Origin of the sequence: Fulvivirga sediminis (genome assembly GCF_016757215.1) — a bacterium.
GTDB classification, from domain to species: Bacteria; Bacteroidota; Bacteroidia; order Cytophagales; family Cyclobacteriaceae; genus Fulvivirga; species Fulvivirga sediminis.
In genome coordinates, this window is record NZ_JAESIY010000005.1 from 350,194 (window position 1) to 374,861 (window position 24,668).

A 24,668-nucleotide genomic window follows, 5' to 3' on the forward strand; every position below is an offset into this window, starting at 1 on the left:
TTAGTATTTTGCTTTTAATAATAATGATGACTTCATGTGATTATTATGACACTCGTCTTTGGATTAAAAATTCAACTGATCATGAGATATCATATTCTACAGGCTTAGACATAACTCCTAACTTGTCGGAAGTTAATGTCACTGATTATCATTTTAATAATGCCATTCCTCCGGGGGGGAGTGAGAACTTAGTAAAGCCAGGTAGCACAAAGGGGTGGTCTTTTTTTATTGCTGATTCTAAAAATCAGAAGCTTAATTTATTTGTGTATAGCATAGATAGCCTACGCAAATATCAAAGCGTGGACACTTTGATCAAGAAGCATATTTACACAAAGCATTCATTTACTGAAAAAGAATTGGAGAATATGGATTGGGAGGTTATTATCAAGGATTAACCTGCTCAATAGAATAAGAATATGATACATTTACTGGTACAGTAACATGCCATTTTGCTGAGTAGTGTTCCAGCCAATAAGAGGGCAGATTAAATTCGTATTTTTTCTGCCCTTTTTTATCACTAAATGAACTGACGAGTTCACCAAATAACTGAACTTCGTTTTGATTGCTAGATATCAATTCTATAGAATAGCTGTCTGTAGGCGTACCTTTCTCCGGGACAAGTACTTTGCGGCCTTTTTGAAAGGACAAACTGTATAGCTCATGAAACTTGTAAACATCCTCAAGAATTAATGCATCAAAAAGCTCTTGAGACGATAGCATCATATCAAGTTGAAACTTAAATGCCTCAATTGATGATTCATCATAATTATCGCTCTGACTTAGTTGCTTTACGAATCCATCAATTTGCTGTTTAGTCTGAGATTTAAGGTCTTCTGAATTTGAAATGGCCTGAATTACACCTTTTGAATCAACTACATATTTGATAGTCATTCTTTTATTCAATGTATTAATAAGATAAGTAAAAGGGTCATTCTGTTCTGTAGAATCGACAAACATAACCCTATCGTAAGTCCATTCAATATGAGATTGAGCAGCTGTTACCTTGGTGACCTTTACAATGACATCTTTAATTTTTGAATTAAAAACTTCGTAATGGCCGTCCTTCGTGGAAGTTTTAGAGGTAGATGTAATTTGATAACTTTTCGTCTGGCTCTCTTTAAAAAAGGGGGTTAGCTTTATAGACTTGTCATCTTGTCCATAAACCTTTATTGAATGAAAGATAGTTAAAAGAGTAAAGTAGCTTAGTAGTCGCATATTTTTATGAATAGGCCTGTCTTGTTTTGGCATCACGAATGTAGGTATCAATGAGGTCAAAAAGTATTTTCTTTTTATCGGCCTCGAGCAGTTCCAGATCCTGAATCCTCTTGAGTTTTTTTGTCAAACTTTGCGTTCTGTCCTTCACATACCAGATAATCAAGAGAAACATCAAAAGCATCAGCAATTTTTTTAGCAGCTTCAATAGAAGGGCTGGCCTCACCACGTTCATACTTACCAATCATCACCCTTGAAACGTCACTTTTATTAGCCAGATCAGTCTGCGACCATACCATTTGTTCCCTCAGGTCAGCGATTATTTTACCCGTATTCATATCTGATAAGATGCTTTTATCAAAAATACGTAATTATAAGATAAAAAGTAATCCTCCGTCCCCGCCATGCTTTGCATGGTGGAGCTACAGATTTCACCTGCTTGTGAGTATACCCACTTAGCTGCGGGCTCGCTATTTTCAACGCGTACCTGCTCGGCTATACGTTCAAGGGAACTTGTATGAGTGCGTATTGGGCTGGTCAATGAGCCCAGGCCGGTGCGGTAGGCGTACAAAGGAATGCGGCCATGATGAGTACTAGAGGTTTTAATAATTTATCCGGAGTAACTAACAATAATAGGTTCAATTTTGCCAATAAGTTAGCTCAAAAGCCTACGGCTTCCGACAGAGATAAAATAAGCACAGCGCTGGGTGGTCAATTAGGAAGAGATGGCACTTTTTATCAATTTGTGAGTACTGCATATTATAGTACCCAAGGTAATATGTGGGGTGCAGGGTATGTAACTGAACAGCATATTAATTAAGAAGCAGCAGTAGGTAATGGAGCTATGTGGGTCACCAATAGACTAGTAGGAGCAGATGGACCTTGGATTGACACAGGTCATGATGCAAATTATATTGTTGAAAAAGGGCCTGATTTGCTGTTCTTTACAGGGGCGGCTGGTAACCTTATTGCTTCAGGAGATTATTTCCTAGGTGACTGGGTTGAGCGGGTTTTTAGTTTTTTTGGTTTTACTATGGTTGTTTAACTATCACTTTTTGGTGAAGCCCGAGAAATTTTTAAACTATGGATTTAAAACGGATAAAAAAGGTGGCTACATCATTATTTTCTGTTTGGCATTGAGCATATTGACTTATATGTTAGTTGCTAACAAAAATCGAGAAAGAATTTTTTCAGGGCGAGACAATGTAGAGACGGGATTAAATCGCTAATTATGAAAGCCTTCCTCATATTCCTTTAGTAGTTAGCGGACTGTTATCAACGAGTTTCTATTAGTTCACGAAACTAATTGAATAATAAAAGAGCCTGGGCAAGTCCCGGGCTTTCAAGAGAATTATACCGGTGATGGATTAGAAAACTGGTATAAAGCTGAAGATTTGGAAATCAAAACAGGTAAGGTTGATATTATGAATAGTAGTAATAGTCGTGTTATAGTCCAAACAATAAAGGCTATTAGAGAAACCAGGAAAGCTGGTGAAACATCATTTGACTTAAATGAATATTTTTTGAATTTAAAAGTTAAAGTCCCTTCTAAAAAGCAAACTCATGCAAATGCCGCTTCTCCTCAATCACTCTATTTTAATGCAAATATTGTAGTAGGAGAGCAAACAATTCCTGTAACTTTTAATTTAGTTTTAGATTATGAAAATGGTTTTGGAGGAAATGTTACTCTCATAGAGAATAATCATGAAGCTCCAATAAATGGTTTCAATGGTAATGCGATTTTTTATTATGATGCAGCACCAGGAAATTATGCCAACCCTCCAAACTATCCTTTAAGGGTACTGAATTTTAATGTTTCAGGGGAATACTATAAAATAATGTTAAACATATTAAATCCAAAATGAGATTATTAAAATCAATAACACCCTTATTTCTATTACTTTTGTTAGTTTCTTGTGATAAAAAATTGACAAAAGAAGAGTTTATTGAAGCTAGGGCTGCCATAGATTACGAGCGTTCTAATTTACTTATATATAGTGCAATATTAGAATATTATTGGCAATATGGTTCATATCCCAAAAGTTTAGCTCATCTCGATTCAATTTTTGATATAAAGGAATATGACAACCGGTTCAAAACCAAAATAAAAGATCCTTTCAATAAACAAAATAATGAGTATTTATATCTTCCAATATATGCTAATGTGAAAGATTCAATACCGAGGGGTTTTTACTTAATCAGTGAAGGTGTTGACCAAACTCTGAGCACTAGTACAGGCAGGCATTATACGTTACAAGATACTACGGAAATTCCTATTTATAAGATTAGTGCTCTCTCTTATGACGATGATAAGCTGGAAGAAAAAGATCTTTTAATATACCGTTCAATTGGTGATGAGCCAATTTTTAGAAATTTTGGAATACCAAAAGTCATAAGCAAAGTAAGTAATGAGTTAAAATCTAAATTTATAAGTATAGATGTACAACTCTTTAAGTCATCAGACCAATTTTTTGGAAGAGGGATCAGTGATACCACTAAAGTGATAAGACTAGGAGTAATTCTTAATCCTGATTTTAAACTTTCTAATGGAGAAAAAGTAAATATAAAAGGTATATTTACTGGTATAGTAGAGGATACTCTCTATTTTAAAAAGACTATTTTAGGTAACGATTTAATAGGTTTTGAAGAAGTAAGTCAGAGAGATGAGTTGAGAATAGAAGCTATTGATTAGGAGACCCCTCCGTTCCCGCCATGCTTTGCATGGTGGAGCTACAGATTTCACCTGTTCCTAAGGATACCCACTTAGCGGTGGGCGTGCTATTTTCAAGTTCGGCTATACGTTCAATGGCACATCTGTGAGTGCGTATTGGGCTGGGCACTGGGCCCAGGCCGGCGCGGTGGGCGCACAAAGGAATGCGGCTATGATGAGTGGACATAATTTTAAGAATAGGTATGGAAAGAGTACTTTAGAATACCGAGACAACTATAAAAGGCAAAAAATATGGAACCAAGCTTATGCAAGTGGTGAGGCAGTTACTTACAGAAATGATGGCTATTACTCTACGGTTACTACTCCTTATGGTACTTCGTTAAATTGGACGGAGAATTGGAAGGTTCAGGATGGTCCATTTAATCGTGTCGATTTGCGAAAAAGTGATGCAGGAGAACAATTGATGCATAATTTACGAAAATTGTGGGATGTCTATGAGAATAGTGGGCAATCAGGAACTTATGCAGGAAGTGATTTAGTGGATCCAGAGACTATGAGTTGGCAGGCTCGCAAAGCGAACTGGGGAGGTTTACAATCTCATACGAAAACATATATTATTGCAGGTGAAAATGTAATTGTAAACGTTTTAGATCACGGAAGTAAGCGTAGAGTTTTTGGGTCTAGCCTAAGCTCTATTTCAACTCCTGGGGTTGCGAAGGGGAAGTATGTAGGAGATGCATTAGGGGCTAATGTGCACTTTTCATGGGGGCCAGTACATCTTACTATTCATATAAGTAAGGGAGAAATGTATAACAGTAGAGGGGCTCAATTTAATGATGCACTTAAATTTATGAACAACCTAAAAGGTTATATACAAGGCTACAATACGGGACTTAATTTTCAAACACCATATCCTTATTAGTATGAAGAAGTGTAGAGACTACTATTTTATTGTTATTCTGTTGTTGTTTACTGGCTGTACGGAATCAGTAAGGGAAAATGATATTTATGAGTCTAGCATTGAACAAAAGGCATTTAATTTTTTTATAGATAGCTTATATTTACATAGAAATATTTTTCCTGATGAATTAAAGAATGAACAAAATATGGGAGAATTATTGTTGCCAAACTCAATAGAAATAGATTCGGGACTTTATCTAAAGAATGGATTTTTAGGAGGATTTAAAATGTATGTCGATTCTGTTGTGGAAGAAAGAACCCAGCCTTTTTTGGGTAGCGTTGATTTAATTTATATGTTTTTTGATAGTATAAAAAGAGAATCAAAAGTGCTTGAAAAAAATTATAGAAAAATTAATGATAAAGAAGTAAAGATTCTCAAGTTACCTGAGAATGTAACGTATTCAAATCAAAAAGAATTACCGAAAGATACAATTAATTTATTGGTACAAGTTAGAAGACATCTATCAGGGTATAATGATAAGGACTATGTTCAAATAAGTATTAGTAAATACTATCACCCGATGTTTGAGACATATGATTTATATTTCCTATTTAACCCAAAAGGTGAACTTATTAGTTGGTTTGTAAATTAATTTTCAACTGTTCATACTAGCTTCTTCGTTGCCGCCATGCTTCGCATGGTGGTTATGCAGGCCTCTTTTAGTGATCGTTATCAACGAGTTCTTTAATAATTCACGAAATTAATGGAATAATAAAGAGCTTGGGTAAGTCCCAGGCTTTTAAGTTTTAAGAGGAATAAGCTTTTCTGATTTAGAATCCCTAAGAAATGCATCCAGCACTTTAAATATATGATTCTTTTCGCTATCCGGTAATCATTGGACTGATCAGCTTTACATGTCGATTGGTGTAGATGGCTTTTCAAGAAATGTAGCTATGATGTCTCCAAGCAAACTGAATGCTATGTATGGCCTAAGTGGAATGAATGACCAGCAAAGAGCCAGTTTTGCAAGTCAATTAGGTAGTACTGACCGTGCTGACATAGAAGAAGTAACAGGCTGGAAATTTCATGATAGATATACCCATGATGGATATGGTACCAGTATTCCTTTTATAGCCGTTACTCAAGATGGATCCTGGAAGGGAAATATGTCTATTGATTTTTATCAGAATTCAAACGGAAAGGGTATTCAAGCTCTTTCGGCGGGATTTCGATGGGATTTGACATCTGATGATCTGTCTTATATAGTCGCAGCGGCAGGCCTTGTTCAGGCTGGTATTACACCAACCTATGTTGATGCTGCTCTACGCGCCAAGGGTTCTGGAGGGGGAAGTAAGATACCTTTATATCTCAAAAAAAGTATATTTTCAAAGCCAAATAGTTTTAACAATAATTTAATAAAGATAGGTGCTGCAAATGGGGATGATATAATACATCAAGCAAAAGTATTGAAAAATGCCGCTCCTTATCCAGCTGCTCTTTCTGCAAGCCTGACTATATATGATATTGCTCAGGATAGGAGTATAACGGCAGGAGATATTTTTCAAGGGTTAAATACCACTGCTCAATTAATTTTTCCTGCTTATGGTGTTATTTATGGTGCAGTTGACTTAGGAACAGCCTTTATTACAGGAACAAGTTTAACTGCTCATACAAAAAATTGGATTGATTCTAAAGTTACTACGAGCTATGATTTTTAAGAAATGAATGTTTTTAATTATTTATTTTGGAGAAGTTTGAACCTTCGTATATATGATCCTGTCATAGGAGCAAAATTCATCTTGGTTATAGTTCAAGAGATAATACTATTTCTGATAGTTAAAGTATATATACTAATATCCTTTGGTGATGAATATTACCTCACTTTATTTCAGAATGGTGAATTGAGATATGTTCTTTTCATTGGAATACCTATTCTGGGAATAATTAATAATATATATTATTCTGAAAATAAAATAGAAAGTATTCGAAAGTCTTACGAAGGAAAAAGGAATAGATCAAAAGATTTATTAACTATTTTAATCATATTGGCTTTAATAGGCACATTAATATTAATATAACCTCCGTTAGCGCTCGTTATCAACGATTGCTTTAGTAGTTCATAAACTCAAAAGAATAATAAAAGGCCTGGGCAAGATCCGGGCTTTTAAGTTTTAAGAGGCATAAGCTTTTCTGATTTATAATCCCTAAGAAATGCATCCAGCACTTTAAATACATGATTCTTTTCGCTATCCGGTAATCATTGGACTGATCAGCTTTACATGTCGATTAGTGTAGATGGCTTTTCAAGAAATGTAGCTATACTGTCGGCAAGCAAACTGAAAGCTATGTATGGCCTAAGTGGAATGAATGACCAGCAAAAGGCTAATATAGCAAGACAAATGGGTAGTTCTTCCCGTGCAGATATTGAAGAACTCCCACTCCGTTCCCGCCATGCTTTGCATGGTGGAGTAGCCGGCGTACAAAGGAATGCGGCCATGATGAGTACTAGAGGTTTTAATAATTTATACGGAGTAACTAACAATAATAGGTTCAATTTTGCCAATAAGTTAGCTCAAAAGCCTACGGCTTCCGACAGAGATAAAATAAGCACAGCGCTGGGTGGTCAATTAGGAAGAGATGGCACTTTTTATCAATTTGTGAGTACTGCACATTATAGTACCCAAGGTAATATGTGGGGTGCAGGGTATGTAACTGAACAGCATATTAATTTAGAAACAGCAGTAGGTAGTGGAATTATTTACCATGAAGGAGTTTTTACATTAAGCGATGCTAATGGCTATTGGAGTCAGAACGGGATAGAAGAAGTCCATATAGATGCAGGATTAGTCGATTTAAGTCATATTGATTTAAATATTTTTGAAATAAGAGGAACTGATAGGGTTCTTGTTCCAACTTTATTAGGTAGTAGAGATGGAATGGTTCATGGAAGAATTTGGATAAGAAATGAAGGAAACGGGATGGTCACCATTGAGTCTGGACTTTATGATTTTAACACCGGAGCTCCCGAAAATCCATGGATTGGAGAAAGAAGTACTTTTTGGCGAAATGTATTTACTGAAATTGGAAATTGGCATGCGGGAGATGGCACACCTTATATGATAATTTATGATGGTTTTGGGAACCTAAACTACAATCGTGGATCCAAGGTAACAAATCACTATTTGAAAACAGGAGGCTATTAAATGAGAGGTTATCCATATTTATTTTTTTTACTTATCTTATTAATAGGCATATCATGTGGTGGCGGTGTAGATAATTATGAAGAAGTCGGAGGGGGGTATACATATTGTCGTGATGGGGAAACAGCTTATTTAAGGTCAGATACTCCATTTAAGCAAAGTATTAGTTCTAAGATCATAGATATTAAATTTAATGATGAATTTGTTATTCTAAGCCAGAATCCAGCTATGGAAGCACATTCAAAGGATTTTTCTTCAGATTTATCTTATATTGTTTCCAAATATTTTTCAAAGGAAACTAATTTGGATTCTCTAGAGGTCGTGACAGACGTTTTTTATGAAAATGACAATGTTGATTTAGTCAGCTTAAGAAATTGCTTTTTGAAAAAAGGATTTACTTTTAACAACAGTGTTTCAGATAAAATTATTAGCAAAAATATAGCTGATAGCATACTAAGAAATGATCCTTATTTCATTGATCTTTTCTCTAGGGAATTAAACTTTTGGATAATTCATCACAAAAATAAGGATAGATCTATTGTTTTTGGTCCTTATTCAAGATCTCAATATTATATGAAACGAAAAAAACTTAATATTCCTAATGACTTAGTTTTGGAGATAGAAAAAGATTAAAAAGATTAATCCTACGCTAGTCGTGCTTCTAGCTCGGCTTTAAGTTCTCAAAATAGAAATAAGTTTGATGTGGGCTGGTCACTGGGTGGACCTGCTATCTTTGACTGGACCTCCGTTCCCGCCATGCTTTGCATGGTGAAGCTACAGATTTCACCTGTTCGTAAACATACCCACTTAGCGGTGGGCTCGCTATTTTCAACGCGTACCTGCTCGGCTATACGTTCAATGGCACGTCTGTGAGTGGGCATCGGGCTGGTCATTGGGCCAAGGCCGGCGCGGTGGGCTTTGCAAAACGCGGCTATGCCATCATAAAGGTCATTAGATGCTATCTATCATGTAAGTAGCATGAATGATTAGCAAAAGGTAGGTTTAGCATATAAATTCGCTAACCATCAACTCTTGGCCATTAAAGATGCTACTGTATGGAAATTTCATAATGGATAGGCCACTTTAAGTTTAGAAAAATAGAAATAGATACGGCTGAAAAAAAGGGGGATTTGATCCAAGAAAAAGCAGCTCAGGAAGGAATCATACTCGGCAATGGCTATGGAACCAACAAAGTTGACTCCTTTAGAATAGCTAACTTCCCAGCAATAAAAAAGGACGAAGTAAAAACACTGAAGAAGTTTTTAAGGAAGAATCTTTAACTACTTCTTCCTTTTCCCTGAAGGAATTTTCAACTCTGGCACAAGCTGCTTTTGGGTGATCATTGAAGTAATCAAAGTAGCTTTGCCATTGACATGCTTAGTCCATGATGCTAAAATATTACCATTGTGAGCCTTGATAGAAAGACCTGACCTAAGTGCCTGATCTATTTGAAAAGACTCACTGGTCAACTTTTTATTAACAAAACTTGCTCCACCATCTATTGAATAAGCTATAATTACATCGGTTGCATTACTTTCTTTGCTCTCTGTTTGGTAGTATAAAATATAGATCACTCCTATTTCATGATCTTGAGCCATTACAGGCATAAAATGCTGCCCGTCACTGGCTTCATTTACCTGGCCGATAGTATTCCAATAATCTCCATTATTTCTTGACGAAATAAAATAAATATTAGTCCCCGCTGTAGGCCTCTTATCATCCCAAGTCAAATACAAACCTCCACGATACTGTGTAGAGGTCACATCCAAAATCAGTTGTGGCTCCGTCTGGTGTTCATTTAGCCCTGGCATTAATAAGGAGTCTCCTGCAAAATAATCTGCCACACTTATATCTTTATAAAGCCATGTTTTACCTTTATCATAGCTCCTGTCCATTAAGATGCCTGTTTGAGTACTCAGGTAGGCCACATACATACGATCATCAGGACTAAAGCCCAAAGCACTACCTGTAATAGTCTGCTCTTCACAAGAGACTTCTGCTATTTTGGCGATCTTACCCCATTTTTTTCCACCATTTAAATCAGAGTAATAAACGGTATTTTTACACCCATCTTCCTCAGATTTCACTACACAGGTAAATCCCAAGCTTCCATTATTAATATTATTAACCACCTGATAATTGATCAAGCCTGAAAAGCGTTGCCTCCCCTCTTCTTCCCAGCTAGCCCCGCTATCTTTCGACTTAAAACCTACTACCTCTTCTCCTTTGGTGGCAAATGCATAAAAAACGCCTTTATTATCAGAAACTACTGTTACCCCATCAGCACTTATTCCCAAAGAAGATGTATTCCAGCTTTTACCTGAATCATCAGAATAAAACATTTCGCCAGTGGACGACGAGATAACCATATTATTCTCTTTCTTTAAACTAATGGCCACGTCTGGTTCAGATAGGTTTTTCTGCGCTGGCAGCTCTAAAGCAGGAAATTGAGCTAATGAAAAAGTAAAATAAAATGCTAATAATGAAGTTAAGATATATCTCATTGGGCATGAATAGTTATTAATGCGGCATAAATATAAACAAAAACCGCTGCATCTTCCCACAAGAATAGCACAGGTATCAGCTGGCATAGCTTATATTTGCTTTGTACCTTTAAAGCTGTAAAAACTATGGCGCACGATCACTCACACCACCACGGACATCATCACCATCATGGTTCTGGCAATATTAAAGTAGCCTTTTTTCTCAATTTGGCTTTTACTATTATTGAGATTATTGGAGGGATCTTCACTAACAGCATTGCCATCTTGTCGGATGCCCTGCATGATCTCGGTGACAGCCTTAGCCTGGGACTTTCATGGTACTTCCAGAATCTATCTTCTAAAGGCCGAGATAAAACTTTCTCTTATGGTTATAGAAGATTTTCATTATTAGGAGCTATTATCAATTCTATTGTATTGTTTTCAGGGTCTGTATTTATTATTTATGAAGCCATCCCTCGTATTTTAAATCCTGAACAACCAGAAACCAAAGGCATGATAGGTCTGGCTGTGGTAGGTATTATCATCAATGGAGCCGCAGTATTACGTCTAAAAAAAGGAAGTTCTATTAATGAAGAAGTGATATCTCTTCACCTGCTAGAAGATGTACTGGGCTGGGTAGCAGTACTCATAGGAGCGTTAATAATGCATTTTGTAGATGCTCCTGTAATTGATCCTCTCCTTTCTTTAGGCATTTCTGCTTTTATACTGTACAATGTATTTAAAAACTTAAAAAAGAGTTTCACTATTATTTTACAAGGAACACCAAGACATTTGGAGATTGACAAAATAAGAACTGAAATAGAAGCTCTAAAAGATATCAATGAAGTGCATGACTGTCACCTGTGGACTTTAGATGGAGAATATAATATCTTTAGCGCCCACCTGGTGGTAAACTCCAGCAAAAGCATAGAAGAACTGGCAGAAATCAAAAGCAAGGTTAGAAGCCTACTAAGCGAGCTCCACGTTAACCATGCTACGCTTGAATTTGAAACTACTCAAGAGCCATGTGCTCTTGAGAATTGCTAAGAAAAAAGCCACCTTAGAGTTTTCTGCGGTGGCCTTTTAATTAGTTTCTATAAAGTGTTTTTACAAAATAAATTCGCTCAAATCTTTATTAGTAATCAGCCCTACTAGTTTATCCTGCACCATTTCTCTGGTAATAACAATATTCGCATTCGGCCCTATCTTATCAGGAACATCGAATAAAAACTCGTTTAATAACTGGCTCATTACCGTATGTAGCCTTCTGGCCCCAATATTTTCCACTTCTGTGTTTATCTGAAATGCCTTTTCTGCTATTTCTTCAAGGGCATCTTCCTGAAAAGTAAGCTTCACATTTTCAGAATCTAATAAGGCCTCATACTGCTTAGTCAAAGCATTTTTAGGTTCTTTTAATATATGATAAAAGTCTTCTTTAGTCAAGTTATCCAATTCTACCCTGATAGGGAACCTACCCTGAAGCTCTGGAATAAGATCTGAAGGCTTAGCCACATGAAAAGCTCCAGCTGCAATAAAGAGGATATGATCTGTTCTTATTAACCCATATTTCGTATTAACAGTGCTACCTTCCACTATAGGTAATAGGTCTCGTTGCACTCCTTCTCTACTTACATCGGGGCCACCGCCACCTTTTTTACCAGAGCCACCAGCCGCAATTTTATCAATTTCATCTACAAAGATAATCCCTGTATTTTCTGCTTTCTGTATGGCCAGGTCTTTCACCTCATCCATATCAATAAGCTTAGCCGATTCTTCTTCAATAAGAATCTTTCTGGCTTCAGCAATAGTTACTTTGCGCTTCTTGCTCTTTTTAGGCATCATTCCGCTAATCATCTCCTGAAGGTTAATCATAGATGATTCGTCCATCATACCTCCGCCTATCATGCCTACACCCGGGTTAGCCGGTTTCTTCACATTGATGTCAATCTTGCGATCTTCTAACTCTCCATTTCTGATTTTCTCTCTAAACCGCTCTCTGGTTCTTTCATTAAGTTCACTATCAGTAGCAGGAAGTTCACCGGTTACTGTTTCAGTAGAAGCCGCATTTTTCACAGTGCCATTATCTCCTTTTATAGGTGGAATTAGAGCATCGAGAATAATATCTTCCACAATTTGCTCAGCTTTTAATTTCACCTCTTCTTTCTTTTCCGCCTTTACCAGATTAACCGATTGCTCCACAAGGTCTCTCACCATGCTCTCCACGTCACGGCCTACATAACCTACTTCCGTAAACTTAGAAGCCTCTACTTTAGTAAAAGGAGCATTAGCTATTTTAGCTAGCCTGCGAGCTATCTCAGTTTTACCTACTCCTGTAGCACCTATCATTAATATATTATTAGGCACAATTTCACCCTGCATTTCACTCTTCACATTCATACGTCTCCATCTGTTTCGTAGGGCGATGGCTACATTTCTTTTGGCATCTTTTTGCCCGATAATGTATTTATCAAGCTCTTCCACTATCTGCCTGGGTGTGAAATATGTTTCCTGATTTATCATATCTAAATTTTTCTTTTTCTTAAAAATAAATTTGTGTTGGCAGTAATTGTAAAACTATTTGAAGCTCCTGCCGCATGATAGCCTCCTCGGCTATATGCAAACTCAAAGGCTTTTATTCTAAACATTAGTCCATAAGAAAAGCCAGCGCCATGAGCTCCATCTTCCAACCTGAGTTCCTCTCTTATTAAATGGTTATATCCTAACCGAAAATTCAGGTTTTTACTAATCAATAGTTCCGCTCCTACTACCACATGTCTAAAAACTTTATCGAAGGCGCTAGGAGAATCTTCACCCGCACCTCCTTTATAAATATCATTTTCTCTTGCCAGATTATACCCAGTAAAAGAGAACCTAAAAGGCATATGTTCAGGCTTAAAACTCACCCCTGTCTGCAAATCAAAAGGCAGTTTACTATTTGAGGTTTCTGTATAGTCACTGAACACCAGACCAATATTTTTAAACACCAGACCAGCCGTAAGGTTCAATGTAGGATGCTTGAATACGCCTCCCACATCCATTGCAAGAGCATTAGAACTGTAAGCATCTATACTTGAATTAACATATTTCAAGGTGGCTCCCATGGTGAAATTAGCTATTTGATGGCTCTTACCTATGTAAATTACGGTTTCTCCTCCATGAAAGTCTCCTAAAGCCGCTCCTGTATTATCATAGCTATCAATATCTCCATATCCGAAATGATGAGTACCTATGTACCAGCTTCCCCACTTATCAAAATCATGTTTATAAGTAAAAGAAACAGCATTAACATCAGCGAAATAGGAGAGATAATTAAAAGAAATATATCCTCCCAAGCTATCTCCCACCGCTGCCGGGTTATTGTACAATAGATTAATATCTTCGTTGTATAAAGATACATTTACGCCTCCCAGTCCTGCTGCTCTGGCCGATGAAGGAACATTCATAAACTCAAAAGAACGACGGCCTCCCACCTGCCCATACGCTGTAAGGCAAGTAAAAAGAAGGCCGGCTATAATTATGATTTTGTTCATAAATGCTCCCAAGAAGATCTAACTTATTCCTTATGAGTTGGATCGGTAAAGCTAAACTTCATAGTCCGCTTAACCTTCTCCTTTAAAAGAGCAATTTCTAATACTTCAGCAATGTTGCTTACGTAATTTATTTTCAGGTCTTTGATATAACGATCATCTATTTCCTCTATATCACGCTTATTTCTTTCAGATAGTATTATCTCTTTAATACCAGCTCTTTTTGCAGCCAGAATTTTCTCCTTAATACCGCCTACAGGTAACACCTTCCCTCTTAGCGTAATCTCGCCTGTCATAGCCAGCTTATCTTTCACCTTTCTCTGGGTGTAAATAGATGCTAATGAAGTAAGCATAGTAATACCGGCTGAAGGACCATCTTTCGGCACTGCTCCTGCAGGTACGTGTACATGCAAATCATATTGATCAAAAGCTCGATGATCTATATCCAATGACTCGGCATTGGCTCTCAGGTAAGAGATAGCTGCCATGGCAGACTCCTTCATCACATCTCCCAGTTGTCCGGATAGTGTTAATTTGCCCTTTCCTTTACTCAGGCTGGATTCTATAAACAATATCTCTCCACCTACCTGGGTCCAAGCTAAACCAGTAACCACACCTGCAATGTCATTACCTTGATAGAGCTCCTTATCATACCTTTCTCCACCCAATACCTTTACCACTTCTTCTGCTGTAATGGTTTCGTTATATTCCTCTTCCATGGCTATAGACTTTGCTACATGCCTTACCACAGAACCAAGGGTTCTTTCCAAACTCCGCACGCCAGACTCTCTTGTGTAGCCTTCAATAACCTTTTCAATAGCTTTTTTCTGAAAAGTAGCATCTTTAGATTTTAATCCATGCTCCTTTTTCTGTTTAGGAATCAGGTGTTTTTTAGCTATCTCCACCTTCTCTTCTTGCGTATAGCCTGATATTTCAATGATCTCCATCCTGTCTCTCAGGGCTGGGTGAATAGTTTCTAAAGAGTTAGCTGTGGCTATAAATAATACTTTAGACAGATCATACTCTAACTCCAGATAGTTATCTACAAACTCACTATTTTGCTCTGGGTCTAAAACCTCAAGCAAAGCAGAAGCAGGGTCACCTCTAAAATCTGAGCTTACCTTATCAATTTCGTCTAAAATAAATACAGGGTTAGAAGATTTAGCCTTTTTAATATTTTGAATAACCTTCCCAGGAAGCGCCCCTACATAAGTTTTTCTATGACCTCTTATCTCCGCTTCATCGTGCACACCACCAAGTGACATTCTGACATATTTCCTTTTCAGTGCTTTAGCAATAGATCTACCCAAAGAGGTTTTACCTACTCCAGGAGGGCCATAAAGACATAAAATAGGCCCTTTCATATCTTGCTTCAGCTTAAGCACTGCCAAGTATTCAATTATTCTGTCCTTCACTTTTTCCATTCCAAAGTGATCTTTGTCCAGAATTTTCTTAGCACGCTTGAGATCAAAGTCATCCTCAGTAAACTCATTCCATGGTAAATCCAGCATGAGTTCCACATAGTTCATAGCCACAGGATATTCTGCCGCCGCCGGGTTCATTCTTAATATCTTATCCAGCTCTTTGTTGAAATGAGTCGATACCTCATCAGGCCATTTTTTTTCTTCACCGCGCTTACGCAGTATTTCCACCTCCTGATCAGGACCATCATGCCCCAACTCATCTTGAAGCACCTTAATCTGCTGCCGGAGGTAATAATCTCTCTGCTGCTGATCGATATCGGTATGTACCTTCTTCTGTATATCATATTTCAGCTCCAAAAGCTGAATTTCCTTAAGCATATACTGAAGTAGTAAGGTAGCTCTTTCACTGCCGTCGTTTATTTCTAAAAGCTTTTGCTTGTCCGCAACTTCAGCATTGAGGTTAGAAGATAAAAAATGAGTAAGAAAGCCCAAATCATGAATATTATCCAATGCCATTTGCGCCTCCTGAGGTATTTCAGGGTTCAGCTTCAATATTTTAGAAGCGGCATCTTTCAAAGATTGAATAATCGCTTTAATCTCCTTCTCATCATCCTTAGGATAGGTGCTTGTTAAAAGCTCTATGCCCGCAGTGATATAAGGATCCTCTTGTTTAATCTCTTTTATAGAGAACCTACTTTTACCTTGTATAATTATGGTAGTATTACCATCTGGCAATACGAGCATCTTTATAATCTTGGCTACAGTACCTATCTGATAAATATCATCAACGGTAGGATCTTCAGTATTTATATTCTTTTGTGCTATAACCCCTATATATCTATCTCCCTGATAAGCATCCTTTACCAGTTTTATAGACTTTTTCCTTCCTACAGTAATAGGAATTACTACCCCAGGAAACAGCACAGTATTCCTTATTGGCAGTATAGACACCTCTTCTGGGAGGTTATCCAGATCCTCTTTTGAACTTTCCTCTGGATTAATAAGTTGTATTAAGTCATCTGAGTCGTCCTGCACTAGATCTGAAAAAAATAATTTATTGAACATATATATGTTGTCTTAAATACTTTAATATGCCAAAATGACACATTATTAATACAAATTTCCTAAATTTCGGATTGATCCATTAAAGGTCAATAGCTATGCCAAAAAACATTTTTTAAACTCATTTGAAAAAATTACTTTCCTATAACAAACTTAGGTTCAACACTACTAAGAAGAGGTGGTTGACGTGGATGAATCGAGGAGGTTTAATTATAATTATTATTACCTTCTTTCATAGTGTTGCATTTAACCAGGTTCATAAATCAGGGGGTGTACTTGCTGTTAACGACTCAGTGTCAAGTTTTAGTGACTCTGATCTTTTTAACTTCCCTAACATGAACAAGGTGCCTTATTATTACAATGAAAGCAAGCTAAAATCCATAAAAAAACTTCACGAACAAAAGGATTGGGAAAAGCTCTATCCGGCACTCAGAGCCTATGTAAAAAACTTTGGTGTCATGAACTTTTACCGTGATACCTACTGGCTATGGCAGCTAGCCAAATTGACTGAAATAGAAGGCAATGCGGAAGAAGCCACACTACTCTATAAGCTGGTGCTTAAACACCACAGAGAAGATATTGACATCAATGAAATTGAAACCTATTACGACTCCCTAACCATCAACGAGAAAGATTATTACGTGCCTTTAAAGTATTACTACGAACTGGTAGATTACAGAAAAGAAGTAGATACGCTCATTCCACCACGCAGTGTGCTTCTCAATATGGGAGACATTGTAAACTCAGAACTGTCAGACTATGCACCTACATTGAGTTCTAATGACGATGTATTAATATTTACTTCTAAAAGGAATTCACATTTCCGCGGAGTTGATCCGGTTAATGACGAAGATCTTTTTATGACAAGATATGAGTATAATGGTTGGAATAAGGCTACTGATCTTAAAAAACTCAACACTCAATACAATGAGGGCTCTGCCACGTTAAGCAAAGATGGCAAAACACTATTTTTTGCCAGGTGTAATTCCCCTGATTCATACGGAGATTGTGACTTATTCGTAAGTCACCTGCAAGAAGACAGCACCTGGGGAGTAGCTACTAATTTAGGTCCTGATATCAACAGCATTACCTGGGATTCACACCCTTCACTATCTCACAATGAAGATACTCTTTATTTTGCCTCTGACAGAATAGGAGGCTTTGGCCTTTCTGATATTTATTACAGCATTAAAGATGATGTAAATGGCAAATGGGGTAAAGCCAAAAACATGGGACCTATAATTAATACCAGGAACTCTGAAGTAAGCCCATTTTTCCATCACAAAAGGCATGTACTATATTTCAGCTCTAATGGACAGAACCTTAATTTTGGAGAATTTGACATCTACAAGTCCTACTACTCTAATGGCAACTGGACTGAACCTCAAAATATTGGCCCTTTAGTTAATGGCCCAGGCAGTGAATTCTACTTCACTATAGACTCCAAGTCTGAGAATCTATACTATGCTAGATCTGTAAAAGACAACATGCTCAACCTGGATCTATATTCATTCCCTGTGCCCATGGGGGCACAGCCAGGGGCTACTACCAAAGTAACCGGCTCCCTAACCGACGAACAAACAGGTAAGCCTTTTAAGGGCATTGTATCTATCATTGATCTCGACAATGGTATAGAGGTGGCTCCAAAATTTTTAAGACCAGATGGCAGCTTTGAGTTCAACCTTATCAATAACAACAACTACCTACTCATTATTCAGGGAGAAGAATTCTTCAGAATAGAAGAAATTTTTTATCTGGATGGAGAGATGGAGATGCATAGAACTACCAGCCCGATCTCCAGTAAAATCAAATTCCAATCTATGGAATTTGAAGAAAACAAAGCGGACCTCACCACACCTATGTATGGTGATTTAGATAAAATAGCTGATTTTATGCTAGACAATCCTAGCATCAACCTCCGGATAAATGGCCATACTGATTCTGATGGAAAAGAAGATTTCAATCTGAAACTATCTCAGGACAGAGCTGATATTATAAAAGAATACCTGGTGCATTTTGGTGGCGTGGAAGAAGGACGAATTACAGCTAAAGGTTATGGTAGTTCTAAACCCATAGTGAAAGAGGTAACTCAAGCCGACAAGCATCTTAACAGAAGGGTAGAATTTCAAATATACAGAGATAACGAAGAACAATAAGAAAAGGGTTGCTTTTCAGCAACCCTTCATAAATTATATATCTATCTTAAGATTATACCTCTACTGAGTTAATACCATTTTCTAATGCTGTTTCCTTTAATTCGGGCACTGCTGTACCTTCAACTCTGAAAACTGTCACATCATCCATTCCCAAGAATCCAAGAATAGTTTTCAAATAAGGAGTTACAAAGTCAAGCGCAGCAAAATCTCCCTCAGAATAAACCCCACCAGAAGCCATAGCAACATAAACTTTTTTACCTTTCACTAACCCTTCAGGACCAGTTTCAGTATAACGGAAAGTTACGCCGGCTTTAGCAATATGATCTATCCATGCTTTCAGGTTAGAAGGTATCCCGAAATTATAAAGAGGTGCATCAATCACTATTATATCAGCATCCATAACCTCTTCAATCGCGTCATCAGAAAGTTTAGCACTTTCTTGTTGCTCTGCAGTTCTATCTGGTTGAGGAGTAAACATAGCTCCTACAATCTCACCATCAATATGAGGAAAATCACTATTAGCTACATCTCTTTCTATCACTGAATGCTCAGCATCCTTCTCCTTTAATTTAGCGACAATAGCGTCACCTAATTTTGCACTAAAAGCTTCTTCTCCTCTGAAACTAGATTTAATTCTTAAAACTTTGCTCATAACTAAAAATTCAATGTTTAAACAAAGATATCAATTTCATTGATTTTTTACAAGCTTTTATCACTCTTATAAACCAACTCTTACATCAGCCAATAAAAAAAGGCCAAATCTTTACAGAAATGGCCTCTAGGTATTTTTAAGATAAATAACTTATCCGATAGATACTCTTTTAAATTCAGATACCGTTAACCCTTTGCTAACAGTATCTAAGTATTTAGCTACAGTTACAGAGCTATCTTTTACAAATTGCTGATTTAACAAAGTATTATCTTTGTAAAATCTTTCTAGCTTACCAGCAGCGATCTTCTCAATAATTGCCTCTGGCTTACCTTCTGCACGAGCTTGCTCTTTACCAATTTCTAACTCCTTCTCTACAGTAGAAGCATCAACACCCTCTTTATCAACCGCTACAGGGTTCATAGCAGCTATTTGCATACCTACATCTTTACCTGCTTCTTGTACATCTGCTCCGTTAACTCCTTTTAGAGAAACAAGAACACCTAATTTACTTCCTGCATGGATATATGGTACTACAGCCTCACCATCTACAATTATGTACTCGCTTATTTCGATTTTTTCACCGATTTTACCAACAAGTTCAGTAATCTTCTCCTCTACAGTAACATCACCAATTTTTTCAGCTTTAAGAGCCTCCACATTGGCAGGAGCTTTATCAAAGGCCACGTCAAGAATAGCGTTACCTAAGTTTAAGAACTCTTCGTTTTTACCTACGAAGTCAGTCTCACAGTTTAATGCGATCAGAATACCTTTAGTACCTTCAGCATTGGTCTTAACGAAGACAGATCCTTCTGTAACTTCTCTATCAGCACGAGAAGCAGACACTTTTTGGCCTTTTTTTCTTAGAAGGTCAATTGCTTGATCAAAATCACCATCAGCTTCAGTCAGTGCCTTTTTACAGTCCATCATTCCGGCACCGGTCATTTGCCTTAGCTTATTTACGTCTTTCGCTGTAATAGCCATAGTTTTCTAATTTATAAATGCTTAAAGTTAATTTAGTCCATAAAAAAATTGAACATCAGTGTAAATCCAATGTTCAACTTTTTCCTTTTCAATATATATCTATTTTTTTTACTTCTCTGCAGTCTCGTTTTCGTCAACCTGTTTCTTAGCTTCCTCTTCCTTCTTCAAGTTAGCTTCCTCTTTATCTTTCTTTCTCTCCATAAGACCTTCTTCTACAATCTTACCCACATACTGAGTAATTAAAGAGATAGATTTGAAAGCATCGTCGTTTGCAGGTATAGGGAAGTCAACACCAGTAGGATCAGAGTTAGTATCCACCATTGCAAATACAGGGATATTCAATTTCTGAGCTTCTTTCACCGCAATGTGTTCTCTTTTCACATCAATAACGAATAAAGCTGCAGGCAATCTATTAAGGTCAGAGATACCACCTAAAACTCTTTCAAGTTTTTCTTTCTCTCTAGAAACCATTAATCTTTCCCTTTTCGCAAGGTTTTGGTAAGCTTCATCTTTCATCATTTTATCAATTGAAGACATTTTCTTCAATGATTTTCTGATAGTAGCAAAGTTAGTTAACATACCACCTAACCATCTGTCGGTTACGAAAGGCATGTTTAACCTTTTAGCTTCAGCGTTAACTACGTCTTGAGCTTGTTTTTTAGTTGCTACAAAAAGAATTTTTCTTCCTGATCTTACTATGTTCTTAAGCGCATAAGATGCTTTGTCGAGGCACTCAAGGGTCTTATTTAAATCAATAATGTGGATCCCATTCCTTTCCATGAAAATGTACTGAGCCATTCTAGGATCCCACTTTCTCGTTAAGTGTCCGAAGTGAACACCAGCATCAAGTAAGTCTTTATATTCTAATTTATCTGCCATTATAATATTTTTTCTCGGTTGTAAAATTACAATCCCTAAGCATTAACGCTTACTGAACTGGAATTTTCTTCTCGCTTTTCTACGACCGTATTTCTTTCTTTCCACCATTCTTGGGTCTCTAGTAAGGAAACCTTCTTTCTTAAGTGGAGGTCTGAATTCAGTATCGATATCTACTAAACCTCTAGACACTGCCAAACGGATAGCTTCGGCTTGTCCTGCAGGACCACCTCCATCAACATTTACTTTGATATCATAAGATCCGTCTACCTCAACAATGTTAAGAGGCTGTCTTACGATAGTTCGTAGAATCTCAGAAGGAAAGTAATCTTCTAAAGTTCTATTGTTAACGGTGATCTCACCATTTCCAGCAGTCATATAAATTCTGGCTACTGAAGTTTTTCTTCTTCCTATTGAACTTATTACTTCCATCAATTAAAATTTAATTTCTTTTGGTTGTTGCGCTTCATGCGGATGTTCTGCACCCTCATACACGTATAAATTTTTAAATATGGCGCGTCCAAGTCTTCCTTTTGGAAGCATCCCTCTTACGGCTCTTTCTACCAATATTCTTGAAGACTTTGCCATCAATTCTTTAGGAGTAGCAGAGCGCTGTCCTCCCGGATATCCGGTGTGTGACACATAAACCTTATCGGTCCATTTCTTACCGGTAAGCCTGATCTTATCTGCATTGATAATGATTACATTATCACCACAATCTACATTAGGAGTGAATCCAGGCTTGTTTTTCCCTCTAATTACTTTCGCAACCTCACTGGCCAACCTTCCAAGAACTTTAGAATCAGCATCTACGATGATCCATTCTTTGTTAACGGTTGCCTTGTTAGCCGAAACTGTCTTATAACTTAAAGTATCCACGCTATAAAAGCTTTATTTTTTTTTGAAATAGATATTTTCTCCTTGAAAAAGGAACGCAAAGATAGAAGTATAAATTTTCATATGCAACATCGGTACATAAATATTTACATACTTCCGCTTTTTATGCATATTTGTCGAGTTGCTTTAGAAGCACTTGATAATCTTTAGGATATGGTGCTTCTATACTTTTTCGCTCTCCATTTATTAAAGAAAACTCCAAACTTCTGGCATGAAGGGCCAATCTTTTAATTAAAGGCTGCTCTTCACTCTCTCTCTTCAAGTTAAAATGTTTTTTGAATTGAGACAAGTAAATTTGTTCTCCTCCGTAATAATTATCTCCAGCAATAGGAGCTCCCTGTTTTGCTAAGTGTATTCTGATCTGGTGCATTCTGCCTGTTACTGGCTTACAGGCCACCAAAGTATGACTACGATAAGCTTTCAGGGTTTGAAAGTGAGTTTGAGCATCTTTCCCACTTCTCTTATCTATCCTAACCGTTCCGTTAGAAAGTTTTTGAATAGGCAGATCTACTAATAAATCGTTAAAATCATGTATACCATCACTCACAGCATGATAGAGCTTCTCTACTTTTCTGTTTTCAAACTGCATAGACAACTCCCTATAGGCTTCTGGATTTTTGGCGATGGCTAGGGCTCCAGATGTTTCTTTATCGAGCCTATGACCTACCTGAGCATCTTCATGATAACCTTTAGCCAGGGCAAGAATATTAACATCATCATTTCTATCACTAAGGGTAGATACAAAAGGAGGTTTGTTGATTACGATATAATCTTCATTCTCCCAAAGAATAAGATCTTTAAAAACAATTTTTTTCGCCATTATGCAAAGTTAACCAACATAGCCCCGACAAGAAGCGATAAGATTATTTTTTTTGACATCCGATGTAAAAAACAGTGCCCTATCATAAGGACACTGCCGTAATTACTTTACTTAGCCCACCATAATGTAGTGCTCTGCAAGTCAGCGCCTTGCCTACTAAGTGCTTCCTGAAGGTTATTCCCATTCGTACTTACCTCATTACTTCCATACCTCATTCTTTGAGGATATGCTCCGTTAAGCTCTCCAAATCCATAAATTTCAGGATCATCTACTCCTGCTGCTACATGGGTAGGGTATCCTGATTTACGCACTACTGCCCAAGCCTCAAAGCCGTCAGTATAATCTGCGACCCAACGTTGCGTATTGATTTTTTCAAGCATTTCTTCATCCGTTCCGGTAAGAGTTGCCATAGCCGAATTGGCTATATAATCACTTATGGCAGCATCCTCTACTTCCCAGAGTAGCATGCTTTGCCTTATACCTTCCTGAAACAAAGCATTAGCATCGCCACCATAACCTCTTACGGCAGCCTCTGCTCTAAGGAAGTAAGCCTCACCGGCAGCAAGAATTATTTCAGGAAAAATATCTCCAGAATTCTTAGGCATAATAATCCGCTCAGACGGAATAGAGAAGAAATTATAATTGGCAAAATAGAAACTAGTTATATTTAATCTTGCAGGCTGACCTACATAGTATGTATTGGAGGCCATTCTTATATTTATCTTTGACTCTCCTGATACTGTAGTATCCTTTCTGGTGTAAATCACACCGGCATCATCAAGATTACTAAGCATAAGGTCTACGGCCTTTTGCTCAGCTGCCGAAGATGGTTTGGGCATAAGACAAACACCTCCTATCGCTGGAGCTGCGTATTTTTGCAGTCTTGGATCTCCATTATCTCTCAGAAAATCGATAAGGTGCTTACTCACAGTCCAGTTAGACCCCAAGCCGAAGTTATGCCAAACATCTCCATATACTGCGCTGGTAAACTGGTCAATAACATTATCTTTTTTCAGAAGTGCACTTTCTTCAGGCAGCTCTACCAATGGATTGTTAAGAGCCTCTTTAATGGCTGCATCTGCAAAATCAGCCCCTTCTGCTCCAAGAGCTCTCAAAGCCATTCTTAACTTTAAGGTATTGGCCAGTTTCTTCCATTTTTGAAGATCACCACCATAATAAAGATCATTCTCACCCAAATCCTGCAGAGCTTCTCCGGTAGTAGTAGCATCACCTATTATCTCCATAGCTGTATTGAGTTCTTGAATGACTCCGGCATAAATCTCTCTATGGGTATCAAACTTAGGGCTGAGAATATCCACAACACCTGCTTCTGAATAAGGTACTTCTCCAAAAATATCACTATACTTCTGATAATAAAGGCCTCTTAGTATAAGACCTACTGCATACATTTTTTCATTTTCTAAAACCCCTCCTTTTACGGTTAAGTCCAGGTATTCATCAATATACCGAACATAGCCAGCCAACCAATCCCAGGTAGCATCAGTATATGCGGCATCATAAGAGTAGCCTAATTCACCAGTCCACCAGCATCCATCAAAGCCAGTGGTAAAATGTCCGGCATATCTATCTCCGTGAAGTAATGGCCCTCTCCAATACGGGAAACGATCGGGAGCAAAAAGCTTATATTCTGGATTAGTAAGATAATACCTGCCGCTGGCTGCTTCTTCTGGGTGCAAAACTCCTGGCTCCTGGTTTATTTCATCAAAATCTGACGTACATGAAAAAGCTAATATCATGGACACCAACATTATATAATATATAGATTTCATTTCTATTGCTTTTAGA

The 24,668-nt window shown here is 37.4% G+C and carries 26 protein-coding genes; 13 read left to right on the plus strand and 13 right to left on the minus strand.

All coding sequences use genetic code 11. The features are described from left to right. Positions 1-23: 23 nt before the first annotated feature. Complete coding sequence (locus JL102_RS11205; protein ID WP_202244486.1) at positions 24-395, plus strand: hypothetical protein; 372 nt, start codon at positions 24-26, stop codon at positions 393-395. Here JL102_RS11205 and JL102_RS11210 read toward each other — a convergent pair. Together JL102_RS11210 and JL102_RS11215 are read right to left on the minus strand one after the other, a co-directional pair. Then, positions 385-1,215 (minus strand): hypothetical protein, encoded by an 831-nt coding sequence (locus JL102_RS11210; RefSeq protein ID WP_202244487.1) that lies wholly within the window; start codon positions 1,213-1,215, stop codon positions 385-387. The two genes, JL102_RS11205 and JL102_RS11210, sit on opposite strands and share 11 nt — an antisense overlap. 74 nt (positions 1,216-1,289) lie before the next feature. Next, the gene (locus tag JL102_RS11215) at positions 1,290-1,550 is read right to left on the minus strand and encodes a helix-turn-helix domain-containing protein (protein WP_237390555.1); all 261 of its coding nucleotides are present in this window, start codon (positions 1,548-1,550) and stop codon (positions 1,290-1,292) included. Between the two features lie 245 nt (positions 1,551-1,795). Here JL102_RS11215 and JL102_RS11220 point away from each other — a divergent pair, with 245 nt between their 5' ends. The 10 genes from JL102_RS11220 (at position 1,796) to JL102_RS11265 (ending at position 9,264) form a co-directional block, all read left to right on the plus strand. Continuing rightward, entirely contained in the window at positions 1,796-2,032 is a 237-nt protein-coding gene (locus JL102_RS11220; RefSeq protein WP_202244488.1) for a hypothetical protein, read from the plus strand. A gap of 24 nt (positions 2,033-2,056) precedes the next feature. Then, a complete protein-coding gene (locus JL102_RS11225; RefSeq protein ID WP_202244489.1) occupies positions 2,057-2,257 on the plus strand; it encodes a hypothetical protein in 201 nt (66 codons plus the stop codon). 349 nt (positions 2,258-2,606) lie between these two features. Further along, entirely contained in the window at positions 2,607-3,077 is a 471-nt protein-coding gene (locus JL102_RS11230; RefSeq protein WP_202244490.1) for a hypothetical protein, read from the plus strand. Further along, a complete protein-coding gene (locus JL102_RS11235) occupies positions 3,074-3,904 on the plus strand; it encodes a hypothetical protein (protein WP_202244491.1) in 831 nt (276 codons plus the stop codon). Before JL102_RS11230 ends, JL102_RS11235 begins: the two co-directional genes overlap by 4 nt. A gap of 124 nt (positions 3,905-4,028) precedes the next feature. Beyond that, positions 4,029-4,805, plus strand: coding sequence for a hypothetical protein (locus tag JL102_RS11240; RefSeq protein WP_202244492.1), 777 nt, complete (start codon positions 4,029-4,031; stop codon positions 4,803-4,805). A gap of 1 nt (position 4,806) precedes the next feature. After that, positions 4,807-5,436, plus strand: a complete 630-nt coding sequence (locus JL102_RS11245) for a hypothetical protein (RefSeq protein WP_202244493.1) — start codon at positions 4,807-4,809, stop codon at positions 5,434-5,436. Positions 5,437-5,698: 262 nt separating this feature from the next. Next, a complete protein-coding gene (locus JL102_RS11250; protein ID WP_202244494.1) occupies positions 5,699-6,502 on the plus strand; it encodes a hypothetical protein in 804 nt (267 codons plus the stop codon). Positions 6,503-7,063: 561 nt separating this feature from the next. Further along, entirely contained in the window at positions 7,064-7,987 is a 924-nt protein-coding gene (locus tag JL102_RS11255; RefSeq protein WP_202244495.1) for a hypothetical protein, read from the plus strand. Continuing rightward, complete coding sequence (locus JL102_RS11260; RefSeq protein ID WP_202244496.1) at positions 7,988-8,617, plus strand: hypothetical protein; 630 nt, start codon at positions 7,988-7,990, stop codon at positions 8,615-8,617. Between the two features lie 497 nt (positions 8,618-9,114). Beyond that, positions 9,115-9,264 carry a hypothetical protein gene (locus tag JL102_RS11265; protein WP_202244497.1) on the plus strand — a complete coding sequence of 50 codons (150 nt, stop codon included), beginning with the start codon at positions 9,115-9,117 and terminating at the stop codon, positions 9,262-9,264. Here JL102_RS11265 and JL102_RS11270 read toward each other — a convergent pair whose 3' ends face one another. After that, positions 9,265-10,488 (minus strand): WD40/YVTN/BNR-like repeat-containing protein, encoded by a 1,224-nt coding sequence (locus JL102_RS11270; RefSeq protein WP_202244498.1) that lies wholly within the window; start codon positions 10,486-10,488, stop codon positions 9,265-9,267. 126 nt (positions 10,489-10,614) lie between these two features. Between JL102_RS11270 and JL102_RS11275 the strand changes: the two genes are divergently transcribed. Then, entirely contained in the window at positions 10,615-11,514 is a 900-nt protein-coding gene (locus JL102_RS11275; RefSeq protein WP_202244499.1) for a cation diffusion facilitator family transporter, read from the plus strand. A 60-nt stretch (positions 11,515-11,574) separates the two neighbouring features. Here the strand turns inward: JL102_RS11275 and hslU are convergent, their stop codons facing one another. Genes hslU through lon form a run of 3 tightly spaced genes read right to left on the minus strand, consistent with a single transcriptional unit; the run spans position 11,575 to position 16,483 of the window. Next, positions 11,575-12,987: an ATP-dependent protease ATPase subunit HslU gene (gene hslU, locus JL102_RS11280; protein ID WP_202244500.1), complete on the minus strand. Its 1,413-nt coding sequence runs from the start codon at positions 12,985-12,987 to the stop codon at positions 11,575-11,577. A gap of 2 nt (positions 12,988-12,989) precedes the next feature. Then, positions 12,990-13,997 (minus strand): type IX secretion system protein PorQ, encoded by a 1,008-nt coding sequence (gene porQ, locus JL102_RS11285; protein ID WP_202244501.1) that lies wholly within the window; start codon positions 13,995-13,997, stop codon positions 12,990-12,992. A 23-nt stretch (positions 13,998-14,020) separates the two neighbouring features. Next, entirely contained in the window at positions 14,021-16,483 is a 2,463-nt protein-coding gene (lon, locus tag JL102_RS11290; protein ID WP_202244502.1) for an endopeptidase La, read from the minus strand. Positions 16,484-16,605: 122 nt separating this feature from the next. Here lon and JL102_RS11295 point away from each other — a divergent pair, with 122 nt between their 5' ends. Continuing rightward, positions 16,606-18,636: an OmpA family protein gene (locus JL102_RS11295; protein ID WP_237390556.1), complete on the plus strand. Its 2,031-nt coding sequence runs from the start codon at positions 16,606-16,608 to the stop codon at positions 18,634-18,636. A gap of 52 nt (positions 18,637-18,688) precedes the next feature. Here JL102_RS11295 and JL102_RS11300 read toward each other — a convergent pair whose 3' ends face one another. The 7 genes from JL102_RS11300 to JL102_RS11330 all read right to left on the minus strand — a co-directional run bounded on the left by JL102_RS11300 (position 18,689) and on the right by JL102_RS11330 (position 24,652). Further along, positions 18,689-19,288: an FMN-dependent NADH-azoreductase gene (locus JL102_RS11300; protein ID WP_202244503.1), complete on the minus strand. Its 600-nt coding sequence runs from the start codon at positions 19,286-19,288 to the stop codon at positions 18,689-18,691. Between the two features lie 150 nt (positions 19,289-19,438). After that, complete coding sequence (gene tsf / locus JL102_RS11305) at positions 19,439-20,269, minus strand: translation elongation factor Ts (protein WP_202244504.1); 831 nt, start codon at positions 20,267-20,269, stop codon at positions 19,439-19,441. 108 nt (positions 20,270-20,377) lie between these two features. Then, on the minus strand, positions 20,378-21,148 hold the full coding sequence (rpsB, locus tag JL102_RS11310) for a 30S ribosomal protein S2 (protein ID WP_202244505.1): 771 nt from the start codon (positions 21,146-21,148) through the stop codon (positions 20,378-20,380). Positions 21,149-21,190: 42 nt separating this feature from the next. Further along, positions 21,191-21,577 (minus strand): 30S ribosomal protein S9, encoded by a 387-nt coding sequence (gene rpsI, locus JL102_RS11315; protein WP_202244506.1) that lies wholly within the window; start codon positions 21,575-21,577, stop codon positions 21,191-21,193. Between the two features lie 3 nt (positions 21,578-21,580). Continuing rightward, a complete protein-coding gene (gene rplM, locus JL102_RS11320) occupies positions 21,581-22,024 on the minus strand; it encodes a 50S ribosomal protein L13 (RefSeq protein WP_202244507.1) in 444 nt (147 codons plus the stop codon). Between the two features lie 121 nt (positions 22,025-22,145). Then, positions 22,146-22,862, minus strand: coding sequence for an RluA family pseudouridine synthase (locus JL102_RS11325; RefSeq protein ID WP_202244508.1), 717 nt, complete (start codon positions 22,860-22,862; stop codon positions 22,146-22,148). A gap of 107 nt (positions 22,863-22,969) precedes the next feature. Continuing rightward, positions 22,970-24,652 carry a SusD/RagB family nutrient-binding outer membrane lipoprotein gene (locus JL102_RS11330; protein ID WP_202244509.1) on the minus strand — a complete coding sequence of 561 codons (1,683 nt, stop codon included), beginning with the start codon at positions 24,650-24,652 and terminating at the stop codon, positions 22,970-22,972. Between the last annotated feature and the right edge of the window lie 16 nt (positions 24,653-24,668).

Bases quoted from the DNA above. Each gene is read 5' to 3' on its own strand.
- JL102_RS11205 (WP_202244486.1), top strand. From the start codon at position 24: ATGATGACTTCATGTGATTATTATGACACTCGTCTTTGGATTAAAAAT.
- JL102_RS11210 (WP_202244487.1), bottom strand. From the start codon at position 1,215: ATGCGACTACTAAGCTACTTTACTCTTTTAACTATCTTTCATTCAATA.
- JL102_RS11215 (WP_237390555.1), bottom strand. From the start codon at position 1,550: ATGAATACGGGTAAAATAATCGCTGACCTGAGGGAACAAATGGTATGG.
- JL102_RS11220 (WP_202244488.1), top strand. From the start codon at position 1,796: ATGATGAGTACTAGAGGTTTTAATAATTTATCCGGAGTAACTAACAAT.
- JL102_RS11225 (WP_202244489.1), top strand. From the start codon at position 2,057: ATGTGGGTCACCAATAGACTAGTAGGAGCAGATGGACCTTGGATTGAC.
- JL102_RS11235 (WP_202244491.1), top strand. From the start codon at position 3,074: ATGAGATTATTAAAATCAATAACACCCTTATTTCTATTACTTTTGTTA.
- JL102_RS11245 (WP_202244493.1), top strand. From the start codon at position 4,807: ATGAAGAAGTGTAGAGACTACTATTTTATTGTTATTCTGTTGTTGTTT.
- JL102_RS11250 (WP_202244494.1), top strand. From the start codon at position 5,699: ATGTCGATTGGTGTAGATGGCTTTTCAAGAAATGTAGCTATGATGTCT.
- JL102_RS11255 (WP_202244495.1), top strand. From the start codon at position 7,064: ATGTCGATTAGTGTAGATGGCTTTTCAAGAAATGTAGCTATACTGTCG.
- JL102_RS11260 (WP_202244496.1), top strand. From the start codon at position 7,988: ATGAGAGGTTATCCATATTTATTTTTTTTACTTATCTTATTAATAGGC.
- JL102_RS11270 (WP_202244498.1), bottom strand. From the start codon at position 10,488: ATGAGATATATCTTAACTTCATTATTAGCATTTTATTTTACTTTTTCA.
- JL102_RS11275 (WP_202244499.1), top strand. From the start codon at position 10,615: ATGGCGCACGATCACTCACACCACCACGGACATCATCACCATCATGGT.
- hslU (WP_202244500.1), bottom strand. From the start codon at position 12,987: ATGATAAATCAGGAAACATATTTCACACCCAGGCAGATAGTGGAAGAG.
- porQ (WP_202244501.1), bottom strand. From the start codon at position 13,997: ATGAACAAAATCATAATTATAGCCGGCCTTCTTTTTACTTGCCTTACA.
- lon (WP_202244502.1), bottom strand. From the start codon at position 16,483: ATGTTCAATAAATTATTTTTTTCAGATCTAGTGCAGGACGACTCAGAT.
- JL102_RS11300 (WP_202244503.1), bottom strand. From the start codon at position 19,288: ATGAGCAAAGTTTTAAGAATTAAATCTAGTTTCAGAGGAGAAGAAGCT.
- tsf (WP_202244504.1), bottom strand. From the start codon at position 20,269: ATGGCTATTACAGCGAAAGACGTAAATAAGCTAAGGCAAATGACCGGT.
- rpsB (WP_202244505.1), bottom strand. From the start codon at position 21,148: ATGGCAGATAAATTAGAATATAAAGACTTACTTGATGCTGGTGTTCAC.
- rpsI (WP_202244506.1), bottom strand. From the start codon at position 21,577: ATGGAAGTAATAAGTTCAATAGGAAGAAGAAAAACTTCAGTAGCCAGA.
- JL102_RS11325 (WP_202244508.1), bottom strand. From the start codon at position 22,862: ATGGCGAAAAAAATTGTTTTTAAAGATCTTATTCTTTGGGAGAATGAA.
- JL102_RS11330 (WP_202244509.1), bottom strand. From the start codon at position 24,652: ATGAAATCTATATATTATATAATGTTGGTGTCCATGATATTAGCTTTT.